The organism is Bacillus sp. es.036 (genome assembly GCF_002563635.1).
In the GTDB taxonomy this organism is placed as follows: Bacteria; Bacillota; Bacilli; order Bacillales; family Guptibacillaceae; genus Guptibacillus.
Genome location: NZ_PDIZ01000003.1, coordinates 138,454 through 163,630, shown reverse-complemented (window position 1 = coordinate 163,630; position 25,177 = coordinate 138,454). Strand labels below are relative to the sequence as shown.

Here is a 25,177-nt window from a genome sequence, read left to right as displayed (position 1 = left end):
AGGCAGAATCCTGGCTTATACTAGGAGTATCTGCCTTCATAGTCAGATCATTTACGGTGATCCGGTAGAGACTTCTGGGCCTTATTCCCAGGGATATACGAAGGTTACAACTTGCTGTTTAAACTATGGATTCATTCTATCAACCGTCTATACAACGGTCAAGATTGCATCTTTTTAATTAAATTTTCCCACAATTGCTTCATTTCATCCCAGGCATCACCGTTCGTTTTCCCGCGATAGTAATTTTCTTCATAACGACGTGTTAATTCTTTCATCTCTTGGGTTTGAAGCTTCTGATCAACTTGAACAGCATACTCTCTAAGCGTTTGGTTTGCACCTCGTTTAATACCGTGTAAGTCGAGCAGCCATAGTAGTCTGAAGTAAGCTTCAGAAATTACTTTCCCATCATCACGTTTCTTATATTTTGAAATGATATAGCTCTTTAACCATTTTTTATAGTTCTTAAAAGCGACGTAGCATACAAGCAAAAGAACGACAGTTATCAAGATGGTGTACCATACAGACCATTCAAAGGAGGAAGAAGAGGTTCCGGATGCTTCCTGTTCCTCTGGCATTTGCTCCTGTTGCTGGGGCTGCTCTTCTTCAGCTTGAGCTGGATCAGACGTTTCTGTATTTGATGCTTCATCCTCATTATAATCACTAACAAAGTCAGCCTGGTTAGAGAATCCACGAGTGGGTTCAAATGGAACCCAGCCTACTTCAGGAAAATAAGCTTCGACCCATGAATGAGCATTGTTATTCGTTACTTCATATTCACGATAATCACCTGCTACGTCAACAAATTCTCCTTCAGTAAAGCCTTTCACCCATCTCGCAGGAATTCCAATACTTCTTAATAGAACGGTCATTGAACTAGAGAAATTATCGCAATAACCAAGCTGAGTTTCGAAAAGAAACTGATCTACATAATCATCATTTTCGCCTGGAATAGCGACATCAGATGTTTCATACACAAATCCATTCCCGACGAAGTAATTTTCAATCGCTCGCGCTTTATCATAAAGATTCTCTTCATCACTCGTAATCTCTTCCGCCAGATCACCAATTCTTCCTGGAAGAGATTCTGGTAATTGAAGATATGTGTTTGCTAAACGCTCCGGATATTCAGCTGGTGCTTCTCTTAACATCTTTTCTGAAAAAGTAGGTGAATCATAGTCTAAATTGTAATTATCAAGCACAACTGATTCGCCAAGATTTTGCGTAAAAACTTTTCCACTCAAAGGATTTTCAAGGAGTTGCACGTCTTGTCCTGTTTCGACCTTTGTTACCTGGCCAGGATGGACGATAAAGTCAAATTCCTCGTTACCAGTCATATTCATTTTCATATCATAGGCTTCTACTTCCACGCCATCTTCAAACAACGTTTCGGTGTTACCTTCGAACATAACACGGTCCTGAACAGACGATTCCCACCCTTTTCCGGTATACACGTCTTTTGTTTCAACCCGCCAGTATCCGCGCTCTTTAATTTGCGCTGTAAAAACCGGCGTATCATCCATTACGAAAGGCCCACCAAGACGGGAGTCATCCTCTCCATATCCAATCTTATTAATGCCGTTCCCATTCCCACCTTCTCCGTCATCATCACCAGTCGTTTTTTTCAAAAAAGGAACGGGATCTGGCCATAAAGGTTCAGCTTTTGGCGCAATATAGCCAAATAAAGAAGAGAACGCAATCACAACAATAAGCGGCATAAGCCAATAAACAGGAAAACGCCCTTTTGAGAATGAAACTCCTTCCTGTTCTTGAATGCGTAAAATTTGTAAAAGACCAAGTAGCACAAAGCCTATTATCACAATGCGTATGATGGCATTATCCGCTTGATAGGTTGTGAACGTATCAATCACTGAGATGTAGACAATTGTTACGAGTAGAAATAAAAAAATACGTCTCGTTTGGATTAGCCAATACTGCATCAAGTAGCTAATAAGCCAAAGCAAAATGAAAAACAGCAACGTTCGAAAGACATTCGAAAGACGATCAAAACGGCCATCAAATAATAACCCGATATTCTTAGAAAAATCCGATAGAAAATAATCGAGCCATAAAAAATCAAAGAAAGGTCCAGGGAAAAACATGGCATGTAGCGCATAAACCATTGCTATCCCTTTAATTGGAAAGGACAGCCAAAAAGGCAGTTGGAAATACGAGAGTAAGAACAAGAAAGCTGTAAACAAAATAAAAATTTCCGTTTGACCCGTATCTGAAATGATCGAGAGAGGTCGTAACCATTCCCAAAATAACAGAAAACCTAATCCGTAGAGGAGAAGAGCGTAAAGCCAGTCCGTTTTTTCATTAACTTGTTGCACGCTTCCCACCCCCCTTTAATTCCTCATTAAACGAATTTCCCGCAATCACATGCGCTTTAATTCCATACTGCATAAGCTGGTTGATCTCTGCTTGTTGTTCTAGTGTAATATGCTCGGTAACAAAGAAGAACTCAACTTGAACCTTCCTAGCAACAAGCTCTTTTAATGTAGAGGTGAAGGCCCCATCAAGCGAAGGACTAATCATCAACACACCTGTTCCTGCTGGAAAATGATGAGCTTCCCTTTTCACAACCGTATCAAATGTTGTATTTCCATTCGCTTGAACGCGCGCAAGATGATGAAAGACTCTCCTTCTTTGAGCCTTCCCTCCATTTATGCTTAGAACAGAGTGATCCTTTCCTGATGAAACAAGTCCAATCATCGCATTTTGCTTTAAAGCAGCATTTGTTACAGAAGCGGCAAGCCTTACCGCCTTTTCAAACAAAGGGGATTCAACTCGCCCATAGTGAGCCGTTTCTCGATCAAGAAAGACCATGTAATCCTGACTGATTTGCTGTTCGAACTGCTTGGTTAATAGTTTTGACCCCCTGGCTGTTGCTTTCCAGTCGATCCACGATAGTTTATCTCCAGGTACATAATCCCGTACGCTGACGGCAGTTGAATAATCTAAATCTGCTTTTCTTGGAGATGGCCTTGTTCCCGAAAGCTGTTGATTATAGGGAGACCAGGAAATCTCTTGATAGTTTGGGAGAACATAAACGGCTTGCTCGCGCGCAACCTTATTCTCATGTTGCACAAACCCAAACAAATCGCCTGTTTTACAACGAATTTCACTGAATTGATATTCTCCCCTCGGAATCGATTTAACGGCATAGCGATATGTTAAGTTCCTTCTAAACATAGGAAGCAATAATGCTAGTGAACGTTTTTGATAGTTTGACGACGACTCCTTCGCAAAGGAAACAAGTCTTTCCGGTAGCACATCTTCTACTACTAAATAGAAAAGTGGAAAGTAGCTTTTTCGTTCAATTCGAATCGATATTGTTAACTCCTGACCATCCGTTAACTCTGTATGACTAATATCACGCGTCATCTTAATCGATTGAAGTGGATAAAAAATGAGAAGGAGAGAATAAATACCAAAAGGAAGAAAGCTATAGAAGAGAAACCAACTAACAAACCCTCCCTGAAACATTGCATAGGAGAAGGTAAGCAGAAAGAGGAGGCCTAAAAACAAGAATTTTAACACTCTATTATTGGCAAACTTGTCCCTCATTTCACTTTCTCTTCCCTCCGAATTGGTACACGAACGCGGTGAAGAATTTCTTTAATAATCTCCTCAGGCTTTTGTCCTTCAAAAGTCGCTTCCGATTTAAGTATGACGCGATGAGATAAGACATAAGGCGCTAAGAATTTCACGTCATCTGGAAGAACATAATCACGATTCCTCATAAATGCATACGCCTGACAACCTTTCATTAATGAAAGAGAACCACGCGGACTTGCTCCGAGATAGATCGACGTATTATTTCGCGTTCGACTTACAATATCAATAATGTATTGTTTGACCGATTCATCTACAAAAACAGCTTTCACCTTTTTCTGCATATCAAGCAGTTCTCCAAGCTCGAGAGCCGTGCCAATCGAGTCAATTGGATGGGCGTGTTCTGTCCGGTTCAACACTTCAAGCTCTTCTTCAGGAGAAGGATAGCCCATTCGCAACTTTAATAAAAAGCGATCAAGCTGTGCTTCAGGAAGTGGATAGGTTCCTTCGTACTCAATTGGGTTTTGCGTCGCCATTACAAAAAAAGGCTGTGGTAGAACATGTGTCTCTCCATCAACCGTTACATTCCCTTCCTCCATTCCTTCAAGAAGAGCTGATTGTGTTTTCGGTGATGTTCGATTAATTTCATCTGCTAGAATAATATTTCCTAACAAAGGCCCTTTCCGAAATTCAAATTTCATTTCTCGTTGATTAAAGATGGAAACCCCCGTTAAGTCTGAAGGCAGTAAATCTGGCGTAAACTGAATGCGGTTAAACTGAGCACCAACGGACTTCGCTAAGGCACGGACCATCATCGTTTTTCCCACGCCAGGTACATCTTCAAGAAGCACATGACTTCCGGCAAGCAATGCTACTAAACTTAACTCAGTCACATCTCGCTTCCCTACCATTACCTTTTCAATATTCTCAATCACTTGCTGTACAGCTGGGTGGTACGCATCAAACTGGTAAGATGAACTCATCATTGATTCCTCCAATAATCTTAATCTTCCATAACTAGTATAAAAATAGGTCTCATTCCCTATCATTTTTCCATAACACGATCAAAAACAAATGTCTGAATACTCATAACCTTATTGTAACAAAAAATACTTTAGCGACGTTAATAAGAAGCGCGTTTTCCTATATTTTCATTTTCCTTTGATACAAAACGATAACTAGCACCAATGAATTCCGTTTTAACCTGGATGAAAAAGGGAATCCCTCTTACAGAGAATAACATCACAAGAATTCATAATCTTCAAACTATCATATCGAGGTGAGTACATAAGGTCACGCTACGCCTCTCGTCCCTCTTGTCTAAAGCGAAAAAGGAGGAAGTACAAATGGCAGGTAATCGCGGTGTCGTATATACAGGTTCAGGTCGTGTTGAAGTTCAGGATATTAGCTATCCAGATTTAGTTCTTCGTGAGGGTCCTGGTGTACCCAAAAGCAATGCTGGTCGTAAATGTGAACATGGCGTGATCTTAAAGAATATCGTGACAAATATATGCGGAAGCGACCAGCATATGGTTCGTGGCCGCACAACGGCTCCCTCTGGTTTAGTTCTTGGTCATGAAATCACAGGAGAAGTGATTGAGGTTGGACGAGATGTTGAGTTTATTAAAAAAGGGGATATTGTTTCCGTTCCATTCAATGTTGCTTGTGGTCGATGTAAGATGTGTAAACGTCAGGACACCCACATTTGTCAAAACGTGAATCCTGAACGCCCGGGTGCTGCTTACGGATACGTTGACATGGGTGGCTGGGTTGGTGGCCAATCCGAATATGTGATGGTTCCTTATGCAGATTTTCAATTGCTTGCCTTTCCTGATAAAGAGAAAGCGATGGAGAAAATCCTCGACTTAACGATGCTATCCGATATTTTTCCTACCGGCTATCACGGAGCGATTAGTGCAGGAGTAACGACAGGGTCAACCGTGTACGTTGCCGGAGCAGGACCAGTTGGACTTGCTGCTGCTCATTCCGCTCAGTTACTCGGTGCCGCTGTTGTAATCGTAGGTGATTTGAAAGAAGAACGTCTCGCTCAGGCACGTAGCTTCGGATGTGAAACGATTAATCTCAAAGAACACAATGATCCAGGTGAACAAATCGAACAAATTCTCGGCATACCTGAGGTGGATTGTGCGATCGATGCGGTTGGATTTGAAGCTTATGGACACGGAACTGATAATGACGAGCAGCCGGCCATTGTACTAAATACGATGATGGATGTTGTAGAAGCTGGAGGGAAGATGGGTATCCCAGGCTTATATGTAACTGAGGATCCTGGAGCAGATGATAAAGATGCTAAGCAAGGCTCGCTTAAAGTAAGGTTTGGACTTGGCTGGTCAAAAGCTCATCATTTTGTGACAGGGCAAACACCTGTCATGCAGTATCATCGTCAATTAATGATGGCGATTTTAAATGGAAAAGCCGATATTGCAAAGGCCGTAAATGCAACCGTTATCAGTCTCGATGAAGCCCCTCAAGGGTACAATGAGTTTGATAGTGGTGTAGCGAAGAAGTTTGTGATTGACCCACATGGGATGTTGAAGAGGTAAATCATAAAAAAAGTCAATCCTATTCGCTAGGATTGACTTTTTTTCTCGTGATAGACGATTAAAACGTAAGCAACAAAACTGGAAGGTGATTTAGATGTCAGTTATCCTTAGACGAATTTATGCAGAAGACCCCCCTGTCGATGGGACTCGTATTCTAATTGACCGCGTATGGCCGAGGGGCATATCAAAAGAGAAAGCGAAATTAGATGACTGGATGAAAGAAATTGCACCCAGTTCTTCGTTACGAAAATGGTTTGAACATGATCCTGATAAGTTTGAAGACTTTAAGAAAGCATACCAAAATGAAATTAATGAAAGTGAGATGGCTCAGATGAAATTACAAGAACTGAAGAAAATGGCTACTAACGAAAGACTCGTTCTCTTATTTGGTGCCAAAGATATGACCCATAATCATGCGGTAGTGTTAAAAGAGATGATCGAGGAGTAATCAGGATTTGTCGTTTTTTTTCCAAAGTAAAAGAGAGAGGGCTTTCCCCTCTCTCTTTTTGCATTCTATTCCATTAAACTAGTTTACGATCCCAATGACGATGCGTCGCGATCGCTTCACTGAACTCATTTACAAATTTATTCATATCTGTGCCAGTGACAACCCCTGACTGCCCGACTAAGTCGTTATTCTCTAACCACTTCATACCTTCATGCGTTCCGCCGATTGGTTTAAAGTGTGAGAATGCTTCATTGATAAAGTAATTAGCGGATTGATAGAATCCTTTACTTTCCTGATTCCCACCAACCGCGTAAATGGCATCAAACAAGACAGAATCACAAGTGAGGAATGTGTGATCAATCTCGGCTTCAGCGCCATCAGTAGCTGTTTTCACACCGCGCTTATCGCTAATGAGCTCAGGCTTAATGCCTTTTTCTTTCAGTTCATTCAGTACTTGAATGAGCTCTTCTCCATTAAATCCATTGTCTACAATTACGCCTACTTTTCGAGTATCAGGCGTAAACGTTGTATTTAATTGGCTAAGTGCAGGTGATGTTTTTGTAATATCTGATCCGCCTTCTTTAGGTTCCTTCGCTCCGATATTTTGAGCGACGGTTTGAGAAAGGTCTAAATTGATATTCGCAAGCATATCCACGACTTGTTGCTGAACGGACTTACTTGTCAGCTTACCTAACTCAAAGCTAAAGGCATTTTTAATGTGCTCTTTCTCCACATCGCTCATGCTGTTAAAGAAAAGAACGGCCTGAGAGAAATGATCTTTAAAGCTTTCACTGCGAGCACGAACCTTATGACCGTCAACTTTCTCCTGATAATGAACGTAGCCACCTTCTTCTTCTGTCGCTGGTTCTGGCTGATTATCAGCAAGAGAGTTTTTGTGGTAGCTTACTTGGCCTTTGTTAATCGTTTGGCGCATAAAACCATCACGTTGATTGTTGAAAAACGGGCAAACCGGGCGATTAATCGGCAACTCATGATAGTTCGCACTGCCAAAACGGTTAATCTGTGTATCTGTATAAGAGAACAAACGTCCTTGCAGTAGTGGATCATTCGAAAAATCAATTCCTTTTACAACGTTACCTGGATGAAAAGCAACCTGCTCATTTTCAGCAAAGACGTTTTCGACATTTCGGTTTAACGTCATTTTCCCAACGATTTTGACAGGGATGTCTTCTTCTGGCCAAATTTTTGTTGGATCAAGTACATCAAAGTCAAATTTAAATTCATCTTCTTCATTAATGATTTGAACGCCTAGTTCCCACTCAGGGTAGTCACCGTTTTCAATGGACTCATATAAGTCGCCACGGTGGAAATCAGCATCTTTACCCGAGATTTTTTGTGCTTCATCCCACACAAGTGAATGGATACCTAACTTTGGTTTCCAGTGAAACTTAATAAAGCGGGCTTCTCCTTTGGCGTTTACAAAACGGAATGTATGAACGCCGAATCCTTCCATCATACGTAAGCTTCTAGGAATGGCTCTGTCCGACATTGCCCACATCGCCATATGAGCAGATTCTTGATTATTCGCAATAAAATCCCAGAAGGTATCATGAGCGGAAGCCGCTTGAGGCATACCATTATGAGGTTCGGGTTTAACCGCATGAATTAAGTCTGGGAATTTAATAGCGTCCTGAATAAAAAATACAGGCATGTTATTCCCAACTAAATCATAGTTTCCCTCATCCGTATAGAAGCGTGTGGAAAACCCTCTGACATCTCGTACCGTTTCAGCAGACCCTTTTGAACCTGCTACTGTTGAAAAGCGAACAAAAACGGGCGTTTTTCTGGAAGTGTCCTTTAAGAATTCAGCGTCTGTGATTTCTTCAAGCGACTCATAAACTTCAAACTCACCATGTGCAGAGAAGCCTCTAGCGTGTACAACACGTTCAGGAATACGCTCATGGTCAAAGTGCGTCATTTTTTCTCTAAAATGAAAATCTTCCATTAGCGTTGGGCCGCGTTCCCCTGCTTTTAGTGAAAATTCGTCTTCCGAAACCTTCAATCCCTGATTTGTCGTCATTTTACCTTTATCATTGGTGCTATATTGGTCTAGCTGCTTTTTTTTCTTATTCTCGCTCACTACAATTCCTCCCGCTATATCGATATGTAAAATCTTATATAGAGCGGTTCCCTAACTGACTAATATCAAACCTCGTTTTTTCAAATTTTTAGGTTCTTCTCCAAACAAAAAAACCCATTATCTCCGACGATAATGGGTTGGGGAAAGCATCCATTTGGTCTGTTAATCAACATTTCTCAGCTCATGAAACTTCGCATAAACAAAGCAAGCATACAAGACAACTAACATAGCACCTCCAGCCATTATTTGATCAATACCGATTCCAGTAGAAAGCAGAAGGGCTGTCATAGCGTAGCTGACTGGGATAAGGCCCATAGAGGCAAGGGAGATCAGCCCCATTACTCGGCCTAAGACCCTTTCCTCAATCATGCCTTGTATGGCCGATATAAAAGGAATGTTGCTGGCAGAAAGACATGCGCCAAAAATCACAAGCATCAGAATACTCATCCAAAGCACAGTTGAAAAGCTCAGTCCGATAAAAGCAAGCCCAGAGAAGATGAGCGTAATTAACGCGATCTTTCCCCGCTTTTTCGTTAAATTTAGAACGCCAACAACAATAGAACCAATTAACATCCCCACTGCCGCCCCAGCTTCTAATAAACTAAACGTCATTGCATCACCACTTAGAATGGTTTTAACGAATAGCGGAAGCCCCATCGACATTGGACCAACAAGAAACAAATTCATAAAAACTGTCGTCAGTACGACAACGACTAAAACTCTTGATTCCTTTACATAAAGAAGTCCTTCTTTAAATGTCTCAAAAAAAGATTGGTCGCTCGTTTCCTGTTCCACTTTATGCTTTGGAATTTTCATCAGATAGATAAGGATACTGCCAAGAAAAAGCATCATTGCCGTTATCGCAAAGACAATTTCATAACTCCCAAAAGCAATGATTAAGCCTGCCAGCATAGGAGCGATAATAAAAGAAGCCTGGTTTGTCATTTGAATTATGGAATTTCCTCTAGTAAGATTTTCTTTACGAATGATTGATGGAATGACGGCACTTTCAGCAGCCCAGAAAAAAGCGTCAAGAATACCAAAGAAAAAAGCAACGCCGACAAATGTCCAGAGCGTCACGTCTCCGAAAATAAACCAGAGAACAAGCCCACCAAGTAAAACGCCTCTTGATAGATCGGAGAGAAACATCATTTTTGTTTTACTCATCCGATCCGCAACCGTTCCGCTAATCAGCATAAACAATAGTCTTGGAATGCTCGATGCAATATAGATAAGACCAAGTGAAGCTTCAAGGTTTAAAACATTGACGACATACCAGCTCTCCGAAAAAAGAAAAAAGGAAATACCAAAACTCGATAAAAATGCGGCTCCCCATAAAAGAAGAAAGTTTTTATTTCTAAAAATAGAATCGACTTGCACTGTGCGTTCATTTTGTTCAAGAACGTTCTCTTTTAACGCCATCCCCAACACCTCTGCTTTTTTGATAGCTTAAGTGTATCGAAAAACAGTATATGTCGACGATGACCCGGGGTTTGATATCCCCTCCGCCTTAAGGCGGATTATGAACTACATACTTTCTTAAGATTTAATTTAAATTAACATCATAAGTCGTCCACCACGATATACGTTGCTTTCACTGGCCCATGAACCCCAACGATTAGGTTCATCTCTATGTCAGCACTATTGCTTGGACCAGTAACAAAACTGACGCACGATGAAACCGGGTTTCCTTTCTTCTCTTCCTCATGAATCAATTGACTCGCCTGCGTCATTCGAGGTACGAGCGTACTCTTTGGAACGATGGCAATGAATGTTTCCGGAAGTAAGCTAATGGATCGACCGTTAAAGCGATCATTAAACAAGGTGACGGTGCCTGATTCTGCGAGCGTAATATCACTGAACACGATTCCTGCTCCTGCTTGTTCAGCAAACGTTATGTTTTCTTGTCCTTTCTTTTCATCCCAAATGTGAATCTCATAACCTTCAGCTTGAAATTCCGTGTATACGTTGCTTAAACCCGTTTCGTCATTCCTTGGGCCACTGGCTCCGACTACTTTGGTAACATCATAGTTTTTAAGAACCGTTCGTAAGGTTTCTGCAAGTCCATCTAAGTTCGTTCTAGTAAATGAAGTGTGAATCACCTTACACTGTTCCTCTAATTTCTCAACTAGCTCATCTTGAGTTGCCCCTTGGAACACTCGCTCCTGCGGGTGAACAGAATAGACAGATGATTCCACTTCCGTTCGTCGCGTTCGACCAAGTTGCTCAGCCAGGTTATTCAAAAACCTTTCACGGTTATGAATGGCCATCACTGATCACTCCTTTGCTGTCGTTTTTGATACCAATCGCGGAAACGTTCCTTCGATGGAGCTGGGAAATCTCGTTGCTCCGTCCAGCCTTTCATTGGACCTGGACCTTTTTCGATATAGTCATCTTTTGTCCAGGGTTTCAGCGTTGTTCTAGCCATTTTCGTGGATAGTTTATAGGCCGCTGGTGTTGAAGCCCATTTAGCGAAACCCGTCATCATCATTTTTTCCGCTTTGGTCGTCATTTTTTCGCGTTCCACGATGATTTCTCGGTGTCTGATCAAATGCTCATGAAGCGGAATTTTGACAGGGCATGCTTCAGTACATGCAGCACATAAGGTCGAAGCATATGGAAGGTCCTTATGATCATCGTATCCATCCAGCAAGGGTGTAAGCACAGCTCCAATCGGTCCTGGATAAATCGATCCATATGAATGCCCACCAACGTGACGATAAACAGGACAAGCATTAATACACGCAGCACAGCGAATACAATGAAGAGCTGACTGAAACTCAGTTCCTAGTATTTTCGACCGTCCATTGTCGACAATAACCAGATGAAAATCTTCCGGACCATCTACTTCATCTTCAAGCCGCGTTCCAGTTAATGCTGTAATATAGCTCGTAAGCTTTTGTCCTACAGCTGCACGAGTCAACAAGCTCACAACGACTTCTAAGTCCTCCCAAGTGGGCACAATTCGCTCCATGCCCATCACAGTAATTTGGGTTTCTGGAAGAGACGTTACCATTCTCGCATTCCCTTCATTTGTAACAAGCGTGATTGCACCAGATTCCGCAACCGCAAAGTTACACCCCGTGATCCCAATATCTGCTTTTAGAAAATCCTGGCGCAATTGTTCCCGAGCAAAAGCTGCGAGCTCAACAGGATCATCCGACCCAGTATAGCCTTTCTTCTTCATAAACGTTTCGCGAATTTGCTCTTTATTTTTATGAAGCGCTGGGGTCACGATATGAGAAGGAGGATCTTCATCCAATTGTAAAATCCACTCACCAAGGTCCGATTCAACTACCTCACACCCACTTTTTTCAAGAGCCGCATTTAATCCGATTTCTTCTGTCACCATTGATTTCGATTTAACGACTTTCTTCGCTTGTTTTTTCTTCGCGATTTCCTGAATGTACTCGTTCGCTTCTTCCGCAGTTTCTGCAAAAAAGACGGTTCCGCCACGTTTTTCCACCTGCTCACTCAATTGATGCAAATAATAGTCCAGGTTTTCCATCGTGTGAGAACGAATCTCTTCACCAAGGGTTCTCCACTCTTCCCAATCCCCAAGTTCTTCTGCTGCTTTTAAACGTCCTGAACGGAACCGCCCCTGGGCACTGGAAACAGCTTTTCTCATAAAGGAATTTGCAATACCGTCTTGAATTCGATCAGCATAAGGTTTATGACCAATTTTAATACTCATCTATACCCCTCCTTAACGAGTGTTTAATATTTGTGCGATATGAAGAAATTTCACTTCCTGTCCATTTCTGCGTAATCGTCCACCCATATTCATTAAGCAGCCCATATCTCCACCAATTAAATAGTCGGCTTGCGTTTCTTCAATATGATCTGCCTTCTCTTGCACCATCTGTCCGGAAATCTGTGAATTTTTCACAGCGAAGGTACCTCCAAATCCACAGCAATCCTCTTTCATTGGCAAATCAATAAGGTTCAGCCCTTTCACATTCTCCAATAGAATTCTCGGAGCGTCCTTAACGCCTAACAAACGCGTCATATGACAGGAAGGATGATACGTTGCCGTTCCAGTAAATGTAGAACCTACGTCTTTTACTTTTAGCACATCAACCAAAAACTGTGTTAATTCAAACGTTTTATCCGATAGGTTACGTGCTCTATCACGCCACTCCGGTTCCTCTGCCAATACTTTCGGATATTCTTTCAACATCTGTACGCAAGATCCCGAAGGCCCAACGACATATTCGGATGATTCAAAAGCCTTGATCATTTGTTTCATCGCTTTGACCGACTCACTCTTGTACCCACTGTTATAAGCAGGTTGCCCACAGCACGTCTGTCCAGCTGGAAAATTGACTTCACACCCAAAGCGCTCTAACAGTTCCACCGTATCCTTCCCAACATCAGGTGTGAACGTGTCACATAAACATGTAATAAATAACGAAACCTTCATAATAGTACCTCCCACTTTAAACATAAGGTCATCAGATGACTAAATGAAATAAAAAGGAAACTGCTTAAATCAGATCCCTTTACTTCATAAAATTAGCTAACGACTCTTCTACATTGTTAAGATGTGCTAACATTGCTTCTCGAGCTTTATCCTCATCACGAGTTTCGATGGCATCTAATATTCTTTGATGTTCTTGTAACAAGCGTTCTGTCCCTTCCGGAGTATGCAGCAATTTACGCGTTTCTCGCATCGCCTGCATCATAATTTCAGAAACACTGTTCATTAAGTTAATCAGCATTTGATTGTGACTCGCTTTGACCAGCGCCATATGAAACGCTAAATCAGCCTGATCCCCGAGCTCACCACTGCCTTTTGCCTCTTCCATCTTCCCGATTGCATCTCTCATCGGGGATAGATCTTCACTCTTATATGAAGCTGCCGCTGCCCCAGCTGCGCCTACTTCAAGTATCTTCCGTACTTCCAATAGTTCTTGCAGATCTTCTGATTTCATTAAAAATGCAACGGATACTGGTAAGGAAAAACGCGAAGCATCAAAGGATTTAACATACGTTCCTTCTCCCTGACGCATTTCAAGAATTCCCATGGCACGAAGCGCACTTAATGACTCTCGAATAGCCGACCTTCCGACATTAAAGTTTTTCGCCAAAACTTCCACGCTATCAAGCTTATCTCCTGACTTCAATGTCCCATTTTTCAACGATTCGAGTAGAGAATCTGCGACTTGCTCATAAATCTTTTTCGATCGAATCGGTTTGTATTCCACCATTTCCCCTCCAACTTCCCATCGTGTGTTACTTTTATTTTACTCTAAATAGAAGAATTGGAAAAGTGACGAAGTAATTAAAACAGCACTGTCATGAATAAAGCAGCTACCCCTACCAGAAGTCCGTATAGCAAAGCTGGTAAAATCGTTTTCCGAATAATATCTCCCTCTTTTCCAGAAAGTCCAACCACAGTTCCTGCTGCAACAACGTTATGAACACAAATCATATTACCAGCGGCAGCCCCAATAACTTGAAGCGATAGAATTGTATCCTTTGCGAGACCAGTCTCTTTCGCAATGCTATATTGTATGGGAGAAAACGTGAGTGTCGATACTGTTGCACTCCCTGTAATAAACGCTCCCAATTCTCCAAGAAATGGAGCTGCGAGCACCCACATGGAACCAAACCCACTCGCCAGGGTTTGAGCTATGTATTGAGGCATGCTAATCAAAGCGTTCATATTCATTCCTGAATTTGTAAACACTTGCACAAGAGCTAGTGTGGCGATTAAAGCTAACGCTGCATCTTTCATCGATATAATTGATTCCTTTGCAGCAGCTGAAAAATTCCGGAATGATTTTCGTTGAATGAGTACCGCTAAAATCGTTGCAAGCACGAGCACAGTTCCCGGTGAATACAATACTTGCCACTTGGAAGTAATGCCTTCAACACCTAAAATATTCGTCCACGTCAAGTCCACCCAACTTAACGTAAAGTCTTTTACGGCAGGTACAATTCGAGTCATTAACAATAGCGCAACAATAATCAAGTAAGGAGACCACGCTGATGCTAATCCCATCTTTGAGCCTTTTTCGTCAATAACAAAATCTTCTTGAAGTGCTTCTTGCCATGAAGATTTCGGAAGCAAAAAACCTTTCTTTGCCGTGAGTGTCGCTACGACTAACCCGGTAAGAGAAGCTAAGATGGCAACAAACTCGTGACCGAACAATACAGCATAGAGATAAGCAGATGACGTATAAGTAATTCCGATCAATAATGTCCAAGGGAGCATTTCAATTGCATCTTTCCAACTCTTCTTCATACCAAAAAAAACGGTTAGAACAACGACTAATATAAACGGAATGAAGGTACCCGCAAATAAATCGAAGAAAGCAATTTGAACACCGATATCTTGATAAAAAGATAAACCTGCGTCTGGTAGATTACTAAGCCCCACTTGAATTGGCGTACCGACAGCACCATAAGATACCGCTGAACTATCTGCAATGAGAGCAATTGCCGCTGCTGCCATTGGGGTAAAACCTAACGCTACCAACAGCGGTCCGGTGAGCGCCGCTGGAGTACCAAATCCTGCAGCACCCTCGATTAATGCACCGAATAAAAAAGCCACGATAACAATTTGCACTCGCATGTCTGTTGATATATTTCGAAACCCTTGATTAATTCGATTCACAGCACCTGTATGACGAAGTGTATTTAATAAAACGATCGCACCGAACAAAATAAATAAGATGGTTAACGCCTTATGCGATCCTTCCAAAACAGATGCAACTATAACCTCTCCCTCTACTCCCCAAACAAAAAAAGCTAAGATAATAACAATTAACGCACTGAAGAACATTCCTTTCTTAGCAGGCATTCGAAGGAGCACTAAAAAGATAAATGGGGCTAAAATGGCACTTAAAGCAACAAGTAATAACATCAACATTCCTCCGTTTACATAGTTTCACTTTTGTTAGCGCTTTCAGTTTAGGTGATAAAACAACAAGTCATCAGATGACCTGTTGTTTTATTTTATACTGATAGACTTACTGTTACAAGTGTTTTTTGTTATATAGACAGAATAAGATGTGATTTATTCCTTCTCACATTTAATGCACAAAAACATAAAAAAGCTCCCTCCAGTCATAAACTGGAGGAAGCTTTCCATTTACTCAGATATTCTGAGCAGCTGGGAGCATGAATTACATCATGCCGCCCATACCGCCCATTCCACCCATGCCGCCCATATCAGGCATGCCACCGCCGCCTGCATTTTCTTCAGGCTTATCAGCGATTACTGCTTCAGTAGTAAGAATCATAGCAGATACGGATGCTGCATTTTGTAGAGCAGAACGAGTTACTTTAGTTGGGTCAACGATACCAGCGTCAACCATGTTTACCCACTCGCCAGTAAGGGCGTTGAAGCCAATACCGATTTTCTCGCCTTTAAGGCGCTCAACCACAACAGATCCTTCAAGACCAGCATTGTGAGAGATCTGGCGGATTGGCTCTTCAAGAGCACGAAGAACAATCTTAACGCCAGTAGCTTCGTCACCAGTAGCTTCAACAGCTTGAACAGCCTTAACGACGTTCACTAGTGCTGTACCACCACCGGATACGATTCCTTCTTCAACCGCTGCGCGAGTTGAGTTAAGAGCATCTTCAATGCGAAGTTTACGCTCTTTCAATTCAGTTTCAGTTGCTGCACCAACTTTGATGACAGCTACGCCGCCAGCAAGCTTAGCAAGACGTTCCTGAAGCTTTTCTTTATCGAACTCAGAAGTTGTTTCTTCTAGCTGAGCTTTGATTTGGTTTACGCGACCAGCAATTTTATCAGTTTCGCCAGAGCCTTCAACGATTGTTGTGTTTTCTTTCGTTACAACAACTTTCGAAGCGCGACCAAGCTGAGTAATGTTCGCTTGTTTAAGATCAAGACCAAGATCTTCAGTGATCACTTCAGCACCAGTTAGTGTACCGATGTCTTCAAGCATTGCTTTACGACGATCACCGAAGCCAGGAGCTTTAACAGCCACTGCGTTAAACGTTCCGCGAAGCTTGTTCACAACGAGTGTTGCAAGAGCTTCACCTTCAACGTCTTCAGCAATCATAAGAAGTGGTTTACCTTGTTGTACAACTTGCTCAAGTACAGGTAGTACATCTTGAATGCTAGCGATCTTCTTATCCGTAATCAGGATATATGGATCTTCTAGAACAGCTTCCATTTTATCGGAATCTGTTACCATGTATGGAGATGCATATCCACGGTCGAACTGCATACCTTCTACTACTTCAAGCTCAGTAGCAAATCCTTTTGATTCTTCAACAGTGATAACGCCGTCGTTACCAACGCGCTCCATTGCTTCAGCAATCAATTGACCTACTTCTTCGTCAGCAGCAGAGATTGACGCAACCTGTGCGATTGACTCTTTGCCTTCGATTGGCTTAGAAATATTTTTAAGCTCTTCAACAGCAGCTCTTGTAGCTTTCTCGATACCCTTACGGATAACCATTGGGTTCGCACCAGATGCTACGTTTTTAAGACCTTCGCGTACCATAGCTTGTGCAAGAACTGTTGCAGTTGTTGTACCGTCACCGGCAACATCATTCGTTTTGCTCGCTACTTCTGCTACTAGCTTCGCACCCATATTTTCGAATGCATCTTCAAGCTCGATTTCTTTCGCGATCGTTACACCATCATTCGTGATAAGTGGAGATCCGAATTTCTTCTCGAGGACAACGTTACGTCCTTTTGGTCCGAGTGTAACTTTAACTGCGTTCGCAAGAGAATCAACACCGCGAAGCATTGCGCGACGGGCTTCTTCACTGAACTTAATATCTTTTGCCATTTGTTACCCTCCTAAATGTATGTAGTGCTTTTATTTTGTGTTTACTTACCTACAACTGCAAGAATGTCATTTTCACGAAGGATTAGATACTCTTTACCGTCATACTTTACTTCAGTACCAGCATACTTGCTGTAAATAACTGCATCGCCTTCTGATACTTCAAGAGCGACGCGCTCTCCACCATCAGTTAGTGCACCGCTACCTACAGATACGACGCGACCTTCTTGTGGCTTTTCTTTCGCAGAATCCGGAAGCACGATCCCGCTAGACGTTTTTTCTTCTAATTGAATTGGTTCGATGACTACTCGATCACCTAAAGGCTTTAACAACTCAAACACCCTCCTCAGATGGAAATTATGGTTTGATTCGTTTTTTAGCACTCACCATCGTCGAGTGCTAACACATGTATATAATAAATAATTCAGTATCCTTTTGCAAGTAGTAAAGTTGATTTTTTTTCAGTTTTTTCTTTTCTTACCTACTCGCCACGATCTGACATAAAATACTAAGACTTCTGTCCTGCTTTTCGATAAGTTTCGCTTCGATCGTTCTAAACAGTTTATGAAGTCTTATGAACGGCATTCCCTTTTAAAAGTGTGTTAAACTAATACGAGTATGCGCAGTGCCTTTTAAGGCATGCAAACCATTTAAAGGAGTTATGATTCTTGGCCAAACATTATTGGACTATACTAATCACCTATATTGTCATGCAGCTTTCAGGGGTTGTAGGCGTTCCTTTACTTCAGCAACTTAACGTCGCTGATCCCATTGTCACCTGGTCAGTTTTTAGTTTTCTTACTGCCCTAATTATTATGTTGTTTCTTCTCCGCTCGACTCCTGATGTTCCATTTGAACGCTCTGCTCGCGTTTCACCTGGCCAGGCAATCGGATGGAGTGTGCTAGGCGTATTTATGGCCTATGCTTCCCAAATTATTGCAGCTATGATCGAGATGAATGTATTTGGCATTGATCCTGGTTCTGAGAACACCGAAATGCTTATTGAAGTGGCAAAGGCTTCCCCTATTTTTATCATTGTAACGTCCATTATTGGACCAATTCTTGAAGAAATCGTTTTTCGAAAAGTTATTTTCGGATCATTATACAAACGATTTAACTTCTGGATCGCCGGCATTCTTAGCTCAGTTATATTTGCAGCGATTCACTTTGACTTTTCCCACATACTCATCTATACAGCAATGGGTCTAACCTTTGCCTTTCTATATGTGAAAACAAAGCGTCTGATCGTACCGATTATTGCACACATGACAATGAATACATTTGTTGTGTTAATTAACGTCTATTTTGCTGATGATATTATGGAGATGGAAAAGCAGCTTAATCAGACGCAATCGTTTATTGGAGGACTCTTTTCATGAAACTCTCACCAACTGTTATGGGTTTTTTCTATTTAGGACTCGGGTCGCTATTTACGTACCTTGCGATCCAAAGCGCTAGTAGTAACGGCGAAATGTGGAGCTTTTATACAATTCTATTGATGGTTCTTGCCACAGTGGATTTCGTATATGCTATTCGTTTTTTCGTCCTTAGAAAACGGATCACACAACTTAAGAAAAAAGATGAAAACAAAAAGCGGTAGGAATTCCTACCGCTTTTTGTTTTGCATTTATTGATTTTCTTCTTCCTGAGCTTCCTCAAGAATCCTTTTTGCTTCAGCCTGTAACCTCTTCCGATAACCGTATCGGGACACAATAATACTAAATTCGTAAAGTAGTAAAAGCGGTACAGTTACCATAAGATGTGAAATAATTTCAGGTGGTGTAATCATCCCCGCTATAACGAGAAGGACAAAGTACGCATATTTTCTAATCTGTACAAGCATTGCTGGATTTAACATACCAAGCCTTGTAAAGAAAAGAACGATGACGGGCAACTGAAAGACAAATCCAAAAGGCAGTGTTAACTGAAACAAGAAGCTAAAATATTGATTCGCTCCATACATCTCTTGAATGTTAAGGCTTTGTGCAAGGTTCCCCACAAAATCGATCACAAATGGAAAGAGAACAAAATAGGAAAAGGAAACTCCGCCAAGAAATAAAATGAACACCGCTGGTATATAAGATAATGTTACTTTGCGTTCATGTTCAAACAATCCGGGTGATATAAACGCCCAGAGCTGGTAGAGCGCAAGTGGTGATGTCATAATAAAAGCAATTAAAAAGGCGAAGCTGAAATACACTTTCAATGGGTCAGTCAGATGAAACGCGTTCATCGGTATACCCTGCGCTTCAGGAGCATGCTGCAGGAACACAATGACTGGCTTAGCCAGAAACAGTCCCGCAATAAAGGAAAGAATTAAGAAAACGACAGTAATAATAACCCGTTTTCTTAATTCCTCTAAATGATCATAGATGGATTGCTTCTGATCCTCCATTCACTATCCGTCCTAACCGATTACTTGTCGTTATTTTTCTTATCATTTGGTTCATCGTCATCATCCGCTAAACCTTTTGTTGCGTTTTTAAACTCACGAAGCGTGTTACCTGCTGCTTTACCTAGCTCAGGTAATTTCTTCGGTCCGAATATTATCAAAGCAACCACGGCAACTAATGCGATACTTGCGCCACCCATTCCCATGCGTGTCACCTCCTTATCATGTCGTTATACTGGATAATGCTTCATGAAATAGACGAGTGCTTGTAATTCGACTGCTAGATCAATATGATGCACTCGTATATGATCCGGAACAGTTAGACGAGCTGGGGTGAAATTTAATATTCCTTTGATGCCTGTCTCATCCATTTGATCGGCAATTGACTGAGCTACATGGACAGGGACAGTTAAAATAACAACCGTTACGTCATTTTCTTTAAGTCGCTTTTGAAATTCATCAATATGATAAACGGGTACTCCGCCAATTTCCTGTCCGACTTTTTCGGAATCGGCATCAAAAGCGAGCTCAATTTTTGTATTATTATTTTTTATAAAATTGTAATGTAGAAAGGCCGTTCCAAGATTACCTACGCCAATCAGCGCAACCTTTGTCGTTTCATCCTGATCAAGGGTCTTACTAAAAAAGGATAACAAATAATGGACGTTGTACCCATACCCTTTTTTACCAAGTGCACCAAAATAGCTGAAATCTCTGCGGATTGTAGCGGAATCTACCTTAATGGCATCACTAAGTTCTGCTGAGGAAACACGCTGTTTTCCAGATGCACTTAGATTTTTTAAATATCGATAATAGAGCGGCAGTCTTTTTGCTGTCGCCTGCGGAATTTTTGCTTGATCAATATCCATACACTACCTCCATATTGATCTCCGCGCTCCATCGTCACCTTATTCGCGCGTATAATCCCCGCTTTTACCTCCTGTTTTCGTAACAAGATAGGTTTCCCCGATAACGATGCCTTTATCCACCGCTTTGCACATATCATAAACGGTTAATGCCGCCGCTGATGCTGCCGTCAGCGCTTCCATTTCAACGCCAGTACTCCCGCTCGTTTTCACATGAGCCTCGATGATCAGCTCATAAGATGGCGAATGATCCTGCCAGTCAAAATGAAGGTCAACGCCAGAAAGCGCTATCGGATGACACATAGGGATGAGATCAGATGTTTTTTTTGCTGCCATAATACCGGCAATTTGAGCGACTTGAAGTACATCGCCTTTTTTCATCGTTCCCGCTTGGATACCTGAATAAATTAGTTCACTCACCTGAACGCTCGTACGTGCGGTAGCCGTTCGAACCGAGGGAGTTTTATCAGTAATATCGACCATTCTAGCTCGGCCTTCTTCATTAAAGTGAGTAAATGAACTCATGTTTGCCCCTTTCCTCATACTGAGATGATTGAAGGATATTGCTGCTACTTGTGACTATACACCATTTCCTGCGATTTTGCTGTTTTTTTGATGACTTTTTTTGTTAAGTCATGAACATTCGTTTAGTTGCTCAGCTTGTCCTCTCTGCGGTAAACTTAAAGGAACGTCGGATAATGCCGAACGATCGGTGATACACGAGGAGATCAGCTTATCCTTACAACCCGCTTTTCACGGATATAAGGAAGGAAATAGAGGTGAACGAACATGATCGTATTGCAAGTAAATGGACTCACCAAATCATTTGGTGCTGATACCATTTTATCGAATATTAAATTAGAAGTACAATCACGAGACCGCGTTGCGCTTGTTGGGCGGAACGGCGCTGGTAAATCTACTCTGCTAAAGATGATAACCGGGCAACTTTCATATGATTCAGGCGATATTATTAAACCAAAAGATGTAGCAGTTGGTTATATGGCGCAAGACACTGGACTCGAATCTGGACTTTCGATCTGGGATGAAATGCTAAGCGTCTTTGAACGATTTCAAAAGATGGAATCAGAACTTAGGGAATATGAACAAAAGATGGGTAATCCAAAAGTTTACGAAAATCAGATTGAATACGAGCGAATTTTAAAAGAATATGACGAGCTTCAAGTTGCCTTTAAAGATCAAGGTGGTTATAAGTACGAAGCAGACATTCGTACCGTATTACACGGACTTAACTTTAAAGATTTTGATTACAGTACAAAAATCTCAACGCTTAGCGGTGGACAAAAGACACGACTCGCTCTCGGAAAGCTTTTGCTTACAAAACCTGAGCTACTTATTCTAGATGAACCGACAAACCATCTAGATATTGAAACACTTACATGGCTTGAAGGCTACCTTCAAAACTATTCTGGTGCCTTATTAATTGTCTCTCACGATCGTTATTTCCTCGATAAAATTGTAACTAAAGTGTACGAGATTTCTAGACATCGTGCGGAACGTTTTGAAGGTAACTATAGTTACTATCTTGATGAAAAAGAACAGCGTTATGAGCAGCAGCTTAAGGAGTTTGAGAAACAACAAAAAGAAATTGCGAAGCTAGAAGACTTTGTTGCGAAAAACATTGTCCGCGCTTCAACAACGAAACGCGCGCAAAGTCGTCGCAAACAGCTCGATCGGATGGAACGTCTGGATAAGCCTAAAGGCGATGAAAAATCAGCCAACATTACATTTGGTATTGATAAACAGACTGGTAACGATGTCCTAACCCTGAGAGAATTATCGATCGGGTACCCTAACAATGTCATAAACGATCATCTAACATTTGATTTAAAGCGACAAGAAAGTGTCGCTCTTGTAGGTCCGAACGGAATAGGTAAATCAACATTGCTAAAAGCAATCGTATCAGGGGAGACACTACTCGATGGCGATATTCATTACGGAAGCAATGTTCAAATCGGTTTTTATGACCAGGAACAAACCAATCTCCACTCGAACAAGACCGTTTTAAAAGAACTTTGGGATGATTTCCCTCTTACCGATGAGAAAGATATTCGCGCCGTACTTGGTCGCTTCTTATTTACCGGCGATGATGTGTTGAAGAACGTTTCTGATTTAAGTGGGGGCGAAAAAGGCCGCCTTGCTCTCTCCAAATTAATGATGAAGAAATCCAATCTTCTCATTCTGGATGAGCCAACAAACCACCTTGACCTTGATAGCAAAGAAATACTGGAAGACGCGCTGATTCAGTTCCCAGGTACAATCCTATTTGTCTCACATGATCGATACTTTATTAACAGAATCGCAACGCGTGTGATCGAGCTTTCAACGGATGGTGTTACACCTTATCTAGGGGACTATGATTATTATGTTGAAAAAAAGCAGGAACTTGCTGAGCTTGCAGCGCTTGAACAACAAAATAATGAAGTTACTCAATCTCTTTCATCTGGTAAATCTAGCTTTAAGCAAGATAAAGAAACCAAACGACAAGAACGTCAAATGCTCCGACGAATTGAAGAGATTGAAAAAGAAGTGGATGACGCTGAATTACGCATTGCTGCAATCGAAGAAGAGCTATGTATTCCAGACGTCTTCGAAGATCATGAAAAAGTAATGAAGTTAAATGAAGAAATGGATCATTTGCGGTATGTGACGGAAACACTCATGGAAGAATGGGAACAATTACAGGAAGCCTAATAAAAAAACAGTCCACAGTGGACTGTTTTTTATTAGGCAAGAATTTTCCGACATATTCACACTATCCACACACTTATGCACAATTGAAGAGCTGACAAACCTCATTTTCTAAAAATTATTAACATTATCAACAAGACATCAACTAGTTATCCACAAATCAAGAGAACCTCATTGAATTAAGCTTTCTCTTATAATGTCCACACTATTCACCTGATTGTGGATAACTGTTCTTATTAACATCCTCTTTCGCGTTCAACCCAAACGACATTTATGTGTTTTATAACAAAAAAACCGGGATTAGATTCCCAGTTCTAATCCCGGATTTGCGTTAAGTTGAAGGCTAGAACGTTTTCCTTTTCGATAAGCGATCGTTCCAGCAGCTGCAATCATCGCAGCATTATCCGTACAATAATACAATGGTGGAATCACAAGCTCTCTACCGCTACCTTCAAAAGCTTCTATTAAAGAACTTCTTAGGCCTTTGTTTGCTGCTACACCACCAGCAAGAAGAACTTGTTTCACGCCATACTCTTCAGCCGCTCGCAACGTCTTCGTAACCAGTACTTCGACAACAGAAGCCTGAAAACTTGCCGCAAGATCCTCCGGTTTCAGTTCTTCGTTACGTTGTTTCGCGTTATGAACAGTGTTGATAACCGCCGATTTCAAACCACTAAAGCTAAAATCATATGACCCTTTTTCAAGCCAGGCACGAGGCAGTCGAACTGATGGTTCTCCTTCTGCTGCCAACCGATCAATATGTGGTCCTCCAGGGTAAGGAAGCTGTAGCGTTCTTGCGACTTTATCATAAGCTTCTCCAGCTGCGTCATCACGTGTTTCACCGATTACCTCAAACTCACCTTCAGACGGCATATAAACAAGCTCCGTATGTCCACCAGACACTACCAGCGCTAGCAGTGGATAAGTTAACTCTGCTACAAGCTGATTGGCATAAATATGCCCTGCAATATGATGTGTACCGATTAGTGGCTTCTGGTGAGCGAAAGCAAGCGCTTTGGCTGTATTCACACCGATTAAGAGTGCTCCCACAAGTCCGGGGCCCTCTGTCACAGCAATGCCATCAATCTCATCCATTGTAAGTCCTGCTTCATTTAAAGCTTCTTCAAGAATCAGTGTCATCTGCTCCACATGATGCCTTGAAGCAATTTCAGGCACGACGCCTCCAAAACGTTTATGACTTTCAATCTGAGAAGCCACCACGTTCGCTAATACTTCTTTCCCATCTTTTACGATCGCAACTGCTGTTTCATCACAGCTTGTTTCAATTCCTAAAATAATTTCATGTTTATTTTCCATTTAAATTCACCCACATTACTAGCGCATCCTCTTGATTATCTGTGTAATAATTTTTGCGAATGCCGCCTTCTTCAAAACCAAATTTCCGATATAGATTTTGCGCTACGATATTCGACACGCGAACTTCAAGCGTTATTTTTAATGCGCCGCGTGATTTTGCAAAATGAATTGCTTTGTTTAGGAGCGCTTCTCCTAGTTTCATCCCACGATACTCTGGATGAAGAGCAATATTCGTAATATGCGCCTCATCAATAATGACCCATACCCCGCAATAGCCTGCTACTTCTTTTCCAACTTCCAGTAGAAGATAAGTCGCGAAATGATTTATGACGATTTCATTATAAAAAGCAGATCTGCTCCATGGTGTTGGAAAGGTTGCGTGCTCAATCCGCATCACAGCCTCAATATCTTCAATGGTCATCGATCGAAACGATACCGTATCATTCATCGC

Annotated in this window: 23 protein-coding genes and 1 riboswitch; of the genes, 5 read left to right on the top strand and 18 right to left on the bottom strand. The window is 41.6% G+C overall.

All coding sequences use genetic code 11. The annotated features are described in order from the left end of the window. Positions 1–19: 19 nt before the first annotated feature. Positions 20–121, bottom strand: a riboswitch (purine riboswitch). 37 nt (positions 122–158) lie between these two features. From ATG70_RS19610 to ATG70_RS19600, 3 genes are read right to left on the bottom strand one after another with little or no spacing between them, the layout of a single operon-like run. Then, positions 159–2,330 (bottom strand): DUF4129 domain-containing transglutaminase family protein, encoded by a 2,172-nt coding sequence (locus ATG70_RS19610; RefSeq protein WP_098446100.1) that lies wholly within the window; start codon positions 2,328–2,330, stop codon positions 159–161. Further along, on the bottom strand, positions 2,317–3,567 hold the full coding sequence (locus ATG70_RS19605; RefSeq protein ID WP_098446099.1) for a DUF58 domain-containing protein: 1,251 nt from the start codon (positions 3,565–3,567) through the stop codon (positions 2,317–2,319). Before ATG70_RS19605 ends, ATG70_RS19610 begins: the two co-directional genes overlap by 14 nt. Next, entirely contained in the window at positions 3,564–4,538 is a 975-nt protein-coding gene (locus ATG70_RS19600; protein WP_098446097.1) for an AAA family ATPase, read from the bottom strand. Before ATG70_RS19600 ends, ATG70_RS19605 begins: the two co-directional genes overlap by 4 nt. A 363-nt stretch (positions 4,539–4,901) precedes the next feature. Here ATG70_RS19600 and fdhA point away from each other — a divergent pair, with 363 nt between their 5' ends. Next, positions 4,902–6,119 (top strand): formaldehyde dehydrogenase, glutathione-independent, encoded by a 1,218-nt coding sequence (gene fdhA / locus ATG70_RS19595; protein ID WP_098446096.1) that lies wholly within the window; start codon positions 4,902–4,904, stop codon positions 6,117–6,119. 94 nt (positions 6,120–6,213) lie between these two features. Further along, positions 6,214–6,567, top strand: a complete 354-nt coding sequence (locus ATG70_RS19590) for a DUF488 domain-containing protein (protein ID WP_098446095.1) — start codon at positions 6,214–6,216, stop codon at positions 6,565–6,567. A gap of 73 nt (positions 6,568–6,640) precedes the next feature. Here the strand turns inward: ATG70_RS19590 and ATG70_RS19585 are convergent, their stop codons facing one another. The 9 genes from ATG70_RS19585 to groES all read right to left on the bottom strand — a co-directional run bounded on the left by ATG70_RS19585 (position 6,641) and on the right by groES (position 17,774). Beyond that, positions 6,641–8,608 (bottom strand): catalase, encoded by a 1,968-nt coding sequence (locus ATG70_RS19585; RefSeq protein ID WP_098446608.1) that lies wholly within the window; start codon positions 8,606–8,608, stop codon positions 6,641–6,643. A 222-nt stretch (positions 8,609–8,830) separates the two neighbouring features. Next, a complete protein-coding gene (locus tag ATG70_RS19580; protein WP_098446094.1) occupies positions 8,831–10,090 on the bottom strand; it encodes an MFS transporter in 1,260 nt (419 codons plus the stop codon). 140 nt (positions 10,091–10,230) lie between these two features. After that, positions 10,231–10,938 carry a LutC/YkgG family protein gene (locus ATG70_RS19575; RefSeq protein ID WP_098446093.1) on the bottom strand — a complete coding sequence of 236 codons (708 nt, stop codon included), beginning with the start codon at positions 10,936–10,938 and terminating at the stop codon, positions 10,231–10,233. Then, complete coding sequence (locus tag ATG70_RS19570) at positions 10,938–12,362, bottom strand: LutB/LldF family L-lactate oxidation iron-sulfur protein (RefSeq protein WP_098446092.1); 1,425 nt, start codon at positions 12,360–12,362, stop codon at positions 10,938–10,940. The genes ATG70_RS19575 and ATG70_RS19570 overlap by 1 nt, the downstream gene beginning before the upstream one ends. 12 nt (positions 12,363–12,374) lie before the next feature. After that, positions 12,375–13,091 carry a (Fe-S)-binding protein gene (locus tag ATG70_RS19565; protein ID WP_098446091.1) on the bottom strand — a complete coding sequence of 239 codons (717 nt, stop codon included), beginning with the start codon at positions 13,089–13,091 and terminating at the stop codon, positions 12,375–12,377. A gap of 79 nt (positions 13,092–13,170) precedes the next feature. Then, a complete protein-coding gene (locus ATG70_RS19560) occupies positions 13,171–13,875 on the bottom strand; it encodes a FadR/GntR family transcriptional regulator (protein WP_098446090.1) in 705 nt (234 codons plus the stop codon). A gap of 77 nt (positions 13,876–13,952) precedes the next feature. Beyond that, complete coding sequence (locus ATG70_RS19555) at positions 13,953–15,539, bottom strand: L-lactate permease (protein ID WP_098446088.1); 1,587 nt, start codon at positions 15,537–15,539, stop codon at positions 13,953–13,955. Positions 15,540–15,801: 262 nt separating this feature from the next. Beyond that, positions 15,802–17,445, bottom strand: a complete 1,644-nt coding sequence (gene groL / locus ATG70_RS19550; RefSeq protein WP_098446087.1) for a chaperonin GroEL — start codon at positions 17,443–17,445, stop codon at positions 15,802–15,804. 41 nt (positions 17,446–17,486) lie between these two features. After that, positions 17,487–17,774 (bottom strand): co-chaperone GroES, encoded by a 288-nt coding sequence (gene groES / locus ATG70_RS19545; RefSeq protein WP_048313430.1) that lies wholly within the window; start codon positions 17,772–17,774, stop codon positions 17,487–17,489. A gap of 336 nt (positions 17,775–18,110) precedes the next feature. Between groES and ATG70_RS19540 the strand changes: the two genes are divergently transcribed. Both ATG70_RS19540 and ATG70_RS19535 read left to right on the top strand, forming a co-directional pair. Then, positions 18,111–18,821, top strand: coding sequence for a CPBP family intramembrane glutamic endopeptidase (locus ATG70_RS19540; protein ID WP_098446085.1), 711 nt, complete (start codon positions 18,111–18,113; stop codon positions 18,819–18,821). 17 nt (positions 18,822–18,838) lie between these two features. Then, positions 18,839–19,042 carry a YdiK family protein gene (locus tag ATG70_RS19535; protein ID WP_373560802.1) on the top strand — a complete coding sequence of 68 codons (204 nt, stop codon included), beginning with the start codon at positions 18,839–18,841 and terminating at the stop codon, positions 19,040–19,042. Positions 19,043–19,069: 27 nt separating this feature from the next. On the opposite strand, the gene tatC is transcribed toward ATG70_RS19535, so the two are convergent. Genes tatC through moaC form a run of 4 tightly spaced genes read right to left on the bottom strand, consistent with a single transcriptional unit; the run spans position 19,070 to position 21,225 of the window. Then, complete coding sequence (gene tatC, locus ATG70_RS19530; RefSeq protein ID WP_098446082.1) at positions 19,070–19,837, bottom strand: twin-arginine translocase subunit TatC; 768 nt, start codon at positions 19,835–19,837, stop codon at positions 19,070–19,072. Between the two features lie 20 nt (positions 19,838–19,857). After that, positions 19,858–20,040, bottom strand: a complete 183-nt coding sequence (locus tag ATG70_RS19525) for a twin-arginine translocase TatA/TatE family subunit (RefSeq protein WP_048313069.1) — start codon at positions 20,038–20,040, stop codon at positions 19,858–19,860. A gap of 24 nt (positions 20,041–20,064) precedes the next feature. Further along, entirely contained in the window at positions 20,065–20,703 is a 639-nt protein-coding gene (locus ATG70_RS19520; protein WP_142329620.1) for a redox-sensing transcriptional repressor Rex, read from the bottom strand. Between the two features lie 39 nt (positions 20,704–20,742). Continuing rightward, the gene (moaC, locus tag ATG70_RS19515; protein WP_098446081.1) at positions 20,743–21,225 is read right to left on the bottom strand and encodes a cyclic pyranopterin monophosphate synthase MoaC; all 483 of its coding nucleotides are present in this window, start codon (positions 21,223–21,225) and stop codon (positions 20,743–20,745) included. 264 nt (positions 21,226–21,489) lie between these two features. Here moaC and ATG70_RS19510 point away from each other — a divergent pair, with 264 nt between their 5' ends. Then, positions 21,490–23,412, top strand: coding sequence for an ABC-F family ATP-binding cassette domain-containing protein (locus ATG70_RS19510; RefSeq protein ID WP_098446080.1), 1,923 nt, complete (start codon positions 21,490–21,492; stop codon positions 23,410–23,412). A 297-nt stretch (positions 23,413–23,709) separates the two neighbouring features. On the opposite strand, the gene tsaD is transcribed toward ATG70_RS19510, so the two are convergent. Then, complete coding sequence (gene tsaD, locus ATG70_RS19505) at positions 23,710–24,726, bottom strand: tRNA (adenosine(37)-N6)-threonylcarbamoyltransferase complex transferase subunit TsaD (protein ID WP_098446079.1); 1,017 nt, start codon at positions 24,724–24,726, stop codon at positions 23,710–23,712. Then, a complete protein-coding gene (rimI, locus tag ATG70_RS19500; protein WP_098446077.1) occupies positions 24,716–25,174 on the bottom strand; it encodes a ribosomal protein S18-alanine N-acetyltransferase in 459 nt (152 codons plus the stop codon). Before rimI ends, tsaD begins: the two co-directional genes overlap by 11 nt. Positions 25,175–25,177: the final 3 nt, after the last annotated feature.